We start from the raw sequence: 10893 nt of genomic DNA, 5'->3' as shown, positions 1-10893 counted from the left end.
CTCCTGCGGAGACACGACGCGGAGTGACTGCGTCACTCCCAGTGCCGCGGCGCCGCTGCGCGGCGCTCGGCTGGCTACCTGAGAGGCAGTCACCTTCGGTGTCTGTGGGGTAGCGAGGTGAGTCAAGGGGTGCGGGTCATGGGGTGGGGGCTGGTGTGTGGTTTAGCACCCGCCTGCGGCGGGTTGTAGTGCGGTAAGTTGGCTGATTTTCTTGGTTGTTAATGGGTTGTTGGGTAACGCCGTTCAGGATGCCGATCCCTGCGAGACCGACCGGTACGGGATGCTTCCACTTCGTCCCGGGAAGGCTCCAAGAGGCGTCAGGGGCCACTCTCTGGCGCTCAAAGGTTCCCTCGGTCCGCCAGAGAGTTGTCACTCTAAGTAAATCTCGGCAATGTATCCCGATCTCAAGTGGTCTATACCGAGAATGATCATAGGTGACGCCCCCAGAGTGGACGCGCGATGTCCGAAGCCGGAAGAACATGCCGGAAACACAAAACCTGCGCCCATCACCAACCCCCACCACCAGACAGCCATATGACGAAAACGTAAAACCCGCACCATCAACGCCTCCTGGTGCAACATCACCACCCCATACACAAAGCACATAAGACAGCCCATCACCCACGCGGAACATCACCCCTCTCCAGCACAAAGACCGGCAAGAAGCACAGGACCTACGGCCCCGCACCACAAGCAAGCCCAGCACCCCCACAGGGCGCCCAGGCTCCCCCAGACGAACAGAAGCGACGACAGGAGTCCACAGCGACACGGAGCGCGGCGGTCGCCACCCGAAGGACGCCCAGGCACAGCAAGGAACCAGAGCCCGGGGCGGGATGCAGGACAGTGGCCGGCCTCAAACGGCCATGGATCCAACACCCGCCCCACGCGCGGCACACAAACGGGCAGGGCAGCAGGAGCAGTAACGGGCGCGGGGAGGCACGGGCATGCAGGCGTCAGGGACGCAAGCCGCGTATGCAGAAAACGCAAACAACTACAGCACATGGACCTGCGCGTATGCGGAAAACGCAACCACCGGAAGAGCTATCCCCGCCTTCGCTATGCGGGAACCGCATACGAATAGAGTGAGCGATCGGCACGGGTCGGCCGCACGCGCAAAACAGCGTGCGAAACCAACCTCGAACCCCAGTCGCTTCAGTCACTCACCCGTGGCCCCACGTTCCCTCCCCCCAGACCCGCCCCCGGAGGTCGGTGAGATCCCAGGCGAGCAGGTCAAGGCCTCGGCGCCCCGTCGCCCGCACCGCACCACGACAGTCACCCTGCAAGGACCCAGAACGCGCTGCAGACCTCGCGGCGCAGCTAACCCTGTTCGACGAGCACTGGGACTGCCCGTGGCCGCTGGACTGGCAGCGGCACTACCGCGTCCTGGCGGCACCTGGTCGACGCCGACGGCGTCCTGCCCCACATCACACCGGGCGTCGTCTTCGAGGCAACGACGTCGCCAAGTGGCTCCAGCAGCAGAAGCAGTCGACCCTCTGAGCACGGCTCCTGCCCGAGCAGCAGGCACGGCTGGGCGTGCAGCCCGACCAAGCGCCCTGTGGCCAGCCGCGGGGCCCCGAAAGCCAAGCAAGGCGCAGCAGGCGTTCCAGCGGGGGCTGGCGGCGCTCGCGAAGCTGGGTGTGGACCGGGTGTGACACGCCACCTCGCCCGTCGTTGAGCTGGGAGGTCAGCTGTCCTGTCTCAGATGATCTGGTCCAAGGATGGGGCTCTGACCTGGGGCGACCAGATCGATTGAGATGTCAGGCCGCCGGAAATCGCAATCGACCTGGTCCCCCAGAGGCGAATGCCCGGTCCCGTCTCAGACGACCTGGTTCGTCTCGAACTGATACCACGCCTGGTTGGCCAGCCATGACTGGTAGTTCTTGAAGATCACGGCGAGGCCATCGGGTTGTTCGCGTAGGTCGAAATACTCGCGCAGAAGCCGGTAGAGAGTATTGACGGCCTCGGCCTCGGCCTGTGGGGTGAACGGATGGATCCAACCGCCGGAGGCGAGGTGGCGGATCAGCACGGGCCAGGTGAGGTCGTGGCCATGGTCCAGACGGATGACGAGCCACTCCTGGAAGCCCGTGAGCATGTTCCAGGAGGTGCCGGCGTCCAGGCCGAGAATGAAGGCGGTGTTCGCGGCGAAGGAGTCGTCCAGGCCGTGCCGGGTCGGGTCTCTTTGCAGGGCGCTCAGGAGCGCTCGATAGTGCTTGAACACGTTGCCCTGGAAGGTCTGCCGGGTGACAGCGAGGAAGTTCCCCGCAGTTCGATCCGGGTGGTTAGCATGGGTGGACGGGCTATGGGCTGGGTGGTCGGACATGTAGCGGTGGACGGTGGCGAATCCGACGGTGATGTCGTATTCGTCGAGTAGCCGTTCCCAGACCTGCATGACCGTCGGAGGCTGGCCACCGTGTTTGGCCGCGTGATCGTTGATGATCATGTCGATGGCTGCTTGGGCGCGTTCTTTGGCGGCGGCACGCTTCTTGCGTGGTGGTGGCGTGGGAGAGTCCAGGGCTTGGAGGATGATGCGCCGACTGACATGGTGTCGCTCCGCCAAGCGCTGAACCGAAAGTTCGGGCTTGACAGTTGAGTCTTCGCGGATGGCTGCGAAGAGCCCGGGTTTGTCGGCGTCGGTCGTGACGCGTCGCTTGGGCTTGGCCGGCGCCTCCTTCCGTGGCGCGAGATCGGTAAGTGTCCGCTCCAGCACGTCCTGTCGGCGCCCGGTGAGCCCGGCGAGCCGATCGATTCGAAGCCGTCGTCGAGGGCTGAAGTCCGGTGGGCCGGCGAGGTAGCCCCGTAGGTAGCTGGGCTTGAGATGGTTGGCCAGGGCCAGGCGGCGGACGTAGGAGTCGGTGGTCTCACCGGCCTGTGGGCGCGGGCAGGCCGGCAGCAGACGAAGACGGCCATCATCGCTGCCGGGAACATTCACGAGGCGGGCTTGGTCTTGCGGGTCTGGGCAGCGCGGTCGAGTTTGACGCGTTCCAGCGACCGTCGGGTGATCTTCTCGGTGCCGTCGAGGATCGCGTCGATGGCGGCCCCGCGGATGAGGTGGGACAGGCTGCCGATCATGCCGCCGGTCCGTTGGTGGAGGTAGTGAGCCAGCCCCTCCAGGGTCTTGGGCTGGTGGTGGTGCAGTCGCAAGGCCTCTTCGAAGGTGCTGACCAGGCCGGTCCATTCCGTAGTGCGAGGGAAGGGGACGGTGTCGATGACCGCGAAGCGCCCGGCGATCTGCCGCCCGCGGGTGCCGTTGAACAGTCCGTTCGCCTCCAGGTCCACCCCCGCATAGACGAAAGTGGCCGGGATCCGTTCCGAGAAGTACTTCAGCGTGTCCGAGACCTCCCGGCGCTCTCGATCAGGGCGGCGTACTTCTGGTTTGGGGTGAAGGTCCGGCCGGGGACGCCCGGGTCGCGGAGCCCGTCATGCGGCCGATTTTGCCATTTGGCGACAAGCCACTCGTCGAGGAATTCCTGGATCTCCAGCATCGACCAGAGCGGCTCGTCCTCCACGTCTCGGCCGCGGTGTTCGGCGGTGCGGCCGAGGTAGCCGGGCAGGAACTGGCAGAACAGCGTGGCCACCGATTCAAGCGTGCGCTCGATGTGGGGCTTCTCCGCCGGGGAGCGCGGGTGGCAGGGCTGGAAGGTGATCTCCAAGGAGCGGCAGGCGGAACGGAAGTTGTCCGAGATGAACGCCTTGCCCCGGTCACAGACGATCGTCTCGGGGATGATCACCGGCCGGGCAGCGGCGTGTTCCAGGCGCTCGTCCAGGGGCAGCAGCCTGCGGTGCGGCAGCACCGAGCGGGACATCGCCAGCGCCTGGGCCCAGCCCGGTCGCATCTGCTCCGGGGTCAGCGCTCGGGCCAGCAACAGCGAGGCGTCCACAGACTTGGTGGTCGGCCGCACCACCGCGGCGGCGATGGTGCGGGTGGCGACGTCGACCAGTCCGGTGAGCTCGACCCGTCCGGGGACCCCCTCGTCCAGCCGCACCAGCACGTCCAGCGGGGTGGAGTCGATCTGCATCAACTCGCCCGGGGCCGCGACCGACTCGTAGCGGAACGGCCCCTCGGGCTGGTCGGCCAACGAGCGGCGGGTGCGGGCCGAGCCGGTGACGTGGACTCCTTGCGACAGGTTGCCGAAGAGCCGGTAGAACGTGGCCCGCGACGGCATCTCCACCGCGCCCTGGCCGTGCTCGACCTCCAGGATCCGCTCGGTCCGCCAGCGCGCGTGCTCGATTGTGCGAGTGGGGGCCGGGACGCTCTCGCCGATTGCCTGGCGGATCGCCGCCACCACCCGCGGATCGGCCCGGCCAACCAGTGAGGCGTGCGGGACCAGCCGGTGATCCACTACCGCTGCGATCCCGCCGGCCTCGTACTGCTGGCGCTTGCGCTTGATCGTCCGCGCCGTGACTTCCTCGCCCAGCGCGGCCAATTCGGCGGCCTTCGCCCGCTCGCGTTCGGCCAGCGAGCGGCAGGCGGGGTCGTACTCGGACTTGACCCGAGCTCCAGCCGGGGCGTCGGGTGGCAGGCCGGTGAGCAGTTCGACCAGGGGCCGCTGCCACCACAAGGCGCGCTCGGCCACCGGCTCGGGCAGGCGGTCCAGTAGCGCGGCCGAGCCCAGCGCGGTGCGGTCGCCGGCCCCGAGGACCGCGAAGTCCTTGGCGGACTGCAGGTGGACCTGGTCGACGAGCATGCCGGCGCCGTGCGTGTCGGCGAGCCGGACCCGCATCCCGGTCAGGCCGACCACCGTGTAGGTGTGCTTCTGGAACCTGACCCGGTCGCCGAGCCGCAGCCGACCAGGCCGCGCGGAGTTCACGGCCGGACCAGGGACGCCAGGTGCACCAGGGTGCCGGTGCCCAGCGGAGCCGTCACCAAGTCCGCCGTCAGTTCGTGCCGCCAGAGCAGGTGGTAGAGCACCGGCAGCACGGCCAGTCGGTCCCCGACCTGCTCGGCCCCGACGAGCAGGGGCAAGGGCTCGGCGAAGGCTTCCCGCAGCCGGTCGGCTGCGGGGGCGCGATGGCAGCGGCGGTGTCGGCAGCGGGCCAGCCAGCGCAGGTTCGCCCGGTAGGGCTGGTTCAGGTCGCCGATGTGGCGGAACTGCCAGCCCACTTCCTCGCAGACCCGCGCAGTGAACGCGAAGACCTCGGCGGTGGCCTCGTCGACCAGGTTCTCCGGTCGCCCGTCGACAACGACACCTGTGCCGTCCAGCAACCGGGCGAAGTAGTCCGGGGTATGCCCGCGCTCCCGCTCCCCGTCCGTCCAGGCGAGACGGAAGGGCTGGGAGGCCAGCGCGACGACAGCGGAATCGAAGTCCAGCGCCATCGCCGCGTCCCTCTCCACCCAGGACTCATAGCCCACGTGGGTCCGCGAGGTTGCCGCCCAGTACTCGCCGGTGAAATTCTTCTGTCCCTTGAACGAGGTGAACGGCCGCACCGCCAATGCCAGTTCGAAAGGCTCTGCCCACCAGCACGCCAACGGACCGGAACGCTCGACGCCGTCGGTGTCGACGAACCCGACCTCGACGCCCGAGGCGTACTCCCAGGCGGAGGCCACCACCGCGGACCCGTCCATGAACACCTCCACCCTGCCGGGATCGTCCCCGTCACTGCGAGGGTGGAGCACCCTGCGGCCCACCGTGGCCGAGAGCCGGATACCGTCACGCGAAAGGGTGACAACCCGTCTCAAACAATCTGGTCGTCGCAGGCCAGGGGAGTTCTGACCGCTCCCGGGCCATCGTCAGGGCCGGAGTTGCCGTGCCTGGGGGTCGAAGCAGTTGAGTGGTTGGGTCACCTACTGCACCCACTCGGTGTACCAGGTGCGAAAACAGGGGCTCACTGGGACGAAGCCGCCCCAGTCCGGGTCGATCTGCCAGACCTCGCCCTTTCGTGGGCCGTTCAAGATCAGCCTGTTGTAGATGCCGCAGCCCTCTTCGGCCAGCATGAGCGTGCCCCCGGTCAGCTCGCCGGTCGATGCGCCGATCCGGCCAGGCAGCGGTTCGGTGAGAAGGAACAGCTGGGCGAGTCGGCCCGGCAGCCGGTCTTCTTCCCACTCATCGTCCACCGCCCAGTCCTCGTGGGCCTCCAGGCGAGGGACGGTCAACGGCATCAACCCGTGGCCGGGCCCAGCAGGCCCATTGCCCACCTCCGCGACGAAGGACCGGTACTCCGCCGGCAGATTGATGCCGTGGGCTTCCTCGAACGCCCTGATCTCGGCCTCCGGCAGCGCTGGCGCCAGCTCGTACCGGTGTGTACCCGCCCCGAAACGCGACCACTCCGGGTCCTGTGCTGCCATGTCCCGTATCCGAGCGCGTACACCGCCCTCGTCCCAGCTCTTCATCCACCGACCGTAGCAATGACGTCTGGGCCCGGTCCGCCGCACCTCCACGCGACGCGGCTACTGGTGGTGCTCGCGCCGTTCCTCATGGCACTCCGCGACATGAACCGGGGTGCTGTTTGCGTCCTGCCCATGCCTCGGACCAGCGCGCTCAAGCTTCGGTGGCACGGACCAGATCACCTGAGACGGCAAGCCAATCGGACCAGATCGTCTGAGACAGGGACCAGATCACCTGAGACAGGACATCAGCGAGGTGGAAGCCCCGGGCGTCGTGACTGGCCTGTCTCACCGGAGTTGGGCCGTGTCCCACTGGAGATAGGCAGATGCTGGCCCATCTCATCGATCGGGCAGCAGGCGCGCGACCAGCTCAAAAGTAAATGGGCAAAGTGCCCACAATCTGGAGAAAGCGCCGTCCGTGCGGTACGCGTCGCGCTACTGTCCTCACCTTGCGGCACTGACATGTTGGGAGATAACGATGGACCGGACAGAGCTACAGGCCAAGATCGATGAGCTGATGCGTCAGTACCACGACGAGGAGATCGACGGAGCCACCTACGCCCAGGCAATGATGGAGTTGACCGCCTCCGCGCAGGAGTGATGCCCGGTCCGCAGTTGATCCTCTCGGCATAGGTGCGCAGCTGACCCGTCTCGCCGAAGGTGGACCGATGTGTGGTAGCGCTGGTCACGCCAGATCTATCGAGTACTCGGCCAAGGCCTCGGCGTCAGGCTACGGTCGTCTCACCGGCAGGCGCCTCTCCGGCAGGCGCCTCTCCGGTGTGGAAAGTCGGCGCACCATCGACGGTGAGTTCCGACTTCGGCGCGACCTCGGCGGCCCTGCAGCCCTTCGAGTGCGTGTTGCGGGCCTGCTCACGCGGCAGCGGTCGCCTCTCTCCCTATGCGGGAACCGCATAGGGAGAGAGGCGGAAGGCTAGCCACGGGTCGGCCGCACGTGCAAAAACAGCGTGTGCAACCAACTCCGAATCCCAGTCGCTCCATTCACTCACGCTCTGGTCCCAAGTCCCCTCCCCCTCCAGGCCCGCCCCTGGAGCAGGACCAGAACGGCCCCCGCTGGAGGTCGGTGAGATCCCGTCGTCGAACAAGCCAGTGCGAAAGCAGACACCGGGCACAGCCCTGCTCGCAGCCGACGGCCTCGAAGCCCGGGAGTAGATAGCCGTCGCACAGTAGCCGTCGCACGACAGGACCCGGAACAGGCCGACCGTCACGGGCGCAGTGCGCCTGGTGAAGGTGTACCAGGGTAGGGCCAGCTTTGGAGGCAGGACACGAGCCCGGAAGATCAGGCGCACAGGAAGCGTGGCAAGGGGGCCAGCTGGGCAGGAGGTGACCATCGCCGTGCGGCAAGAACCGAAGCAGGTGACTCGCAGCCAGGAGGAAGGGGCGCGCCCAGGCCGGGACGGTGTAGGTGAGGCAGTTGGTCACTACCCCGTGGCGGGGGCCCTAACGGTCGTAGAGGGTGAGGGTGGCGGTGTCAGGGTCTCAGGTCTGTCACATGCGCCACCCCACGACAGCGGACCCGAGCCGACCTGACGTCAGCCCAGGGAGGCTGCGAACTTCCCCGCTTCTGCATCGGCTGCCTTCAGGGAGATCTTGCCGCGGTGGGTCACCTCGACCTGGTAGATGGCACTGCCCTTGGGTACGCCAGCGACCGAGACAGGGAAGCGGCACATCTTGGTGGTGAAGTTGGTGTCGTCGTACTTCGGCTCACCCAGCGAGCCGGTACCGACGGCAGCGCCTGCCGCGTCGTACACCGTGACCGAGGCACCAGCCCGAATGTCGTCGTACCCGCCGATGCCTCGACACGCAGAGTCGCCGATGCTGGACACCTGACGCGGCCCACCGACCAGGCTCATCGTGCCGTTCAGCTCGAACGTCTCGCCCCGCTGAGGGCCTCCCTCACTGGACAGGGCCCACGCTCCGCCCACAGCCCCCGCCCCGATCACGACCCCCGCAAGGCCGCCAACGAGCCACGGAACGAAACGGTTCGCCACCTTCGGCGAGGCAGCAGGGGCATGGTCGGGGGCAGGCGGAATAGTCGCCTCTTCAACGGACATGCAGCGGATCGTCGCAGAACGTCTACACCGCGACCGCCGGAGTGACCAATCCGTGACAGGAGATGGCCGATGCCCAGATGTACTGCCGGCCCGTGTGCTCCGCCCCCGGCTTCCCCAAGTCCACCAACCAGAGCGATGCGGCCGCGGGGCGGCGGGCAGGACGCTACGGCCGCGCGGGCAGCAGCAGAGCAGGCAGAACAGGCCCGCACACTGGAAACCATCGCAACGGGCAGGGTCGCGGCACGGGCGTGGCTGACTGCCGCCCCGTACATGGCTGCTGACCTTCAGAACGGCCGTCTCGAGGAGGCCCGACGGTACGCCGACCAGTTGGAATCGGCGTATGGCGAGTTCGTCTCTGCCCTTTACCGCATACCGGCCCGCCGACTCCCCCAGTCGACCACCCCGCCGCCCGTGACCATCCCATAGCCGTGGAGCCCGGCCGAACCGCCCTCCGCCCCGCGTCCGTGTGCCGCTGAGTTGGCGGAGGTCTCGCAGCTCTTCCGCGAAGCCTTCCACCACCTCAAAAGCCATGAAGTTCTTCAGATCGCCTACGACGTCCTGATTGGCGACCGACAAGAAACCGCTCTCACTCCCGCCGCGGCCAAGACTGAGGGCGAAGCGGCGGTGTCCGCCCGCGACGAGCAGGAAGCCGACGGACCACCCTCTGGCTGATGGGCCCCGTGGAGCCGCTGACCCGGCCTTCTCAACCTCCAGTCCAAGATCGGCAACACGCTCGTGCAACCGCGTGGCAGGATCCGCCGTATGAGTGAGTGGGGGATCGCCCTGATCGCCGCCGGGTCGGCCATCTTGGGCAGCATCACGACGGGCTTCTTCGCGTGGAAGGCCGGCCACTGACAAGCCGCCGCCGCAGAGGCCGCTGGGCAGGCCCAGGCAGCCGCGCTGATTTCGACCGTCCAGGCCACTCTCAACGAACAGCAGCGCCCGCGAACGAGCCTCGCCACCATCCGACTCGCGTTCCTCGAGAACGGAGTCCCGCTGCGCCCGGCTGGTTCCTACCCGGGCCGTCCGAGGAGAAGATGACGGCGGCGACGCTGCCGACCAGCTCATGGCCACGTTCGTGAGACAGGGCTTGGCCGTCGTGAGACCCGAGCCGCATCGTCGAATCGGTCACCCTCCAGCCTCGTAGTTGCCAGCGTCCGCGGCCTGCCGGCTCGGGGTTACCCAGGCCCCGGTGGTCCTTGGGGTTCTGGTCACCGGTGGAGGTGGGCGCCGATCGTGAGGAACGCCTGGACGAGGGGTGCCGGGGGGACGGCCGGGGAGACGATCTGGGAGGCGTAGTGGACGACGACCAGGTCGAGGGTGGGGCAGACGAAGAGGCGCTGGCCGTGTATGCCGCTGGCCATGAAGGACCCGTAGGGGTCGTTCGGGATCCACCACAGGTCGTGGTACGAGAGGGTGGCCGGCGCGTCGTGGGGAGCGGCGGGGAAGCGGACGCGACGGGGGTAGCCGTCGGGCACGCCGGAGACGATGGTGGTGGCGACGGCTTCGGGGACGATCTGGCGGTCGCCGATCGCGCCGCCGCAGCGGATCATCTCGCCCAGGCGGGCCAGGTCGCGGGCGGTGGCGCTGAATCCGCCGGCGGCGGCCTCGGTCCCGTCCGCGTCGAGGAGGTAGTACGCGTCCTCCTCGGCGCCGATGCGGGACCAGATCATCTCGGACAGCAGGGCCGAGGTGGTGGTGCCGGTGACGCGGCGCAGGACTTCCGCGAGGGCTTCGGCGTTGCCGTTCTCGTAGCGGAACTCGGTGCCGGGCTCGCCGGTCGGCCGCGCGGTGGCGAGGTGTTCGCGGATCGTGGTAGGCCCGGTGTAGCCGTAGGGGCGCAGTTGGGGGGCGAGGACGGCGAAGTACCGCTGTGCTTCGAGGGCCTTGTCGTACGGGCGGCCCGCGTAGCTCATCAGGGTGCCCATGTGGAGGAGGTCGTCGACCCGGGCCTCCCCGAAGGCGGTGCCGGCGAGTTCGGGGACGTATTTGGTGACCCGGGCGTCGCGGGCGAGCTGTCCGTCGTGGGCGAGGACCGCGGCGAGCAGGCCCAGGTAGGACTTCGCGGCGGAGGCGTTGAAGTGCGGGGCATGCGGCTCGTAGCCGTGGAGGTATTCCTCGTGGACGAGGGTGCCGCGGTGTATGACAAGGAGGGCGTCGGTCTCCGCCAGGGTGAGGAGTTCCGGGAGGGTGAGGGAGCGGCCGTGCGGCGCCGTGAAGGTGAGGCCGTCGAGGGCGCCGACCGGTGCGGCGGGCAGCGGGGAGGGGGTGCCGGAGCCCCGCCAGACACGGCGGCTCGGAACGAGTTCCCGGCCCGACGTTGTGTGCCGTCGGGCCCAGGAGGGATCGGTGTATCCCCGCGCCCAGATGAGGTCGGCCAACGAGGGAATGCTTGTCATGTGTTTGCTCCGCTCTTCGGTCGTGCGCCTACCGGCTGGTTACCGTACACATTGTTCGGTAACTCGACCAGAGATGGGCGGGTGGAGACGAAGACGACCG

General features: G+C 67.8%; 8 protein-coding genes. 1 reads left to right on the top strand and 7 read right to left on the bottom strand.

What is annotated here, in order from left to right; genetic code table 11:
- Positions 1 to 1816: 1816 nt before the first annotated feature.
- From MRBLMG1_RS26660 to MRBLMG1_RS26640, 5 genes are all read right to left on the bottom strand, one after another.
- Positions 1817 to 2929, bottom strand: a complete 1113-nt coding sequence (locus tag MRBLMG1_RS26660; RefSeq protein ID WP_367826662.1) for a hypothetical protein — start codon at positions 2927 to 2929, stop codon at positions 1817 to 1819.
- Entirely contained in the window at positions 2926 to 3276 is a 351-nt protein-coding gene (locus MRBLMG1_RS26655) for a hypothetical protein (RefSeq protein WP_367826661.1), read from the bottom strand. The genes MRBLMG1_RS26660 and MRBLMG1_RS26655 overlap by 4 nt, the downstream gene beginning before the upstream one ends.
- 44 nt (positions 3277 to 3320) lie before the next feature.
- A complete protein-coding gene (locus MRBLMG1_RS26650; RefSeq protein WP_367826660.1) occupies positions 3321 to 4808 on the bottom strand; it encodes an integrase in 1488 nt (495 codons plus the stop codon).
- Complete coding sequence (locus tag MRBLMG1_RS26645; protein WP_367826659.1) at positions 4805 to 5563, bottom strand: TnsA-like heteromeric transposase endonuclease subunit; 759 nt, start codon at positions 5561 to 5563, stop codon at positions 4805 to 4807. The genes MRBLMG1_RS26650 and MRBLMG1_RS26645 overlap by 4 nt, the downstream gene beginning before the upstream one ends.
- Positions 5564 to 5782: 219 nt before the next feature.
- A complete protein-coding gene (locus tag MRBLMG1_RS26640; protein ID WP_367826658.1) occupies positions 5783 to 6328 on the bottom strand; it encodes an SMI1/KNR4 family protein in 546 nt (181 codons plus the stop codon).
- Positions 6329 to 6800: 472 nt separating this feature from the next.
- Here MRBLMG1_RS26640 and MRBLMG1_RS26635 point away from each other — a divergent pair, with 472 nt between their 5' ends.
- Positions 6801 to 6923 (top strand): hypothetical protein, encoded by a 123-nt coding sequence (locus MRBLMG1_RS26635; protein ID WP_329219709.1) that lies wholly within the window; start codon positions 6801 to 6803, stop codon positions 6921 to 6923.
- 949 nt (positions 6924 to 7872) lie between these two features.
- Here the strand turns inward: MRBLMG1_RS26635 and MRBLMG1_RS26630 are convergent.
- Positions 7873 to 8394, bottom strand: coding sequence for a hypothetical protein (locus MRBLMG1_RS26630; RefSeq protein ID WP_367826657.1), 522 nt, complete (start codon positions 8392 to 8394; stop codon positions 7873 to 7875).
- A gap of 1211 nt (positions 8395 to 9605) precedes the next feature.
- Positions 9606 to 10793 (bottom strand): serine hydrolase domain-containing protein, encoded by a 1188-nt coding sequence (locus MRBLMG1_RS26625; protein WP_367826656.1) that lies wholly within the window; start codon positions 10791 to 10793, stop codon positions 9606 to 9608.
- Positions 10794 to 10893 lie beyond the last annotated feature (100 nt).

The sequence above is a fragment of the Streptomyces sp. LMG1-1-1.1 genome, assembly GCF_040815545.1.
Taxonomy (GTDB): Bacteria; Actinomycetota; Actinomycetes; order Streptomycetales; family Streptomycetaceae; genus Streptomyces.
Note: the sequence above shows the minus strand (reverse complement) of the source record. Positions and strands in the feature narration are given on the sequence as shown.

Coding starts and splice junctions, on each gene's coding strand:
- MRBLMG1_RS26645 (WP_367826659.1), bottom strand. CDS start 5,563: ATGGACGGGTCCGCGGTGGTGGCCTCCGCCTGGGAGTACGCCTCGGGC.
- MRBLMG1_RS26640 (WP_367826658.1), bottom strand. CDS start 6,328: ATGAAGAGCTGGGACGAGGGCGGTGTACGCGCTCGGATACGGGACATG.
- MRBLMG1_RS26635 (WP_329219709.1), top strand. CDS start 6,801: ATGGACCGGACAGAGCTACAGGCCAAGATCGATGAGCTGATGCGTCAG.
- MRBLMG1_RS26630 (WP_367826657.1), bottom strand. CDS start 8,394: ATGTCCGTTGAAGAGGCGACTATTCCGCCTGCCCCCGACCATGCCCCT.
- MRBLMG1_RS26625 (WP_367826656.1), bottom strand. CDS start 10,793: ATGACAAGCATTCCCTCGTTGGCCGACCTCATCTGGGCGCGGGGATAC.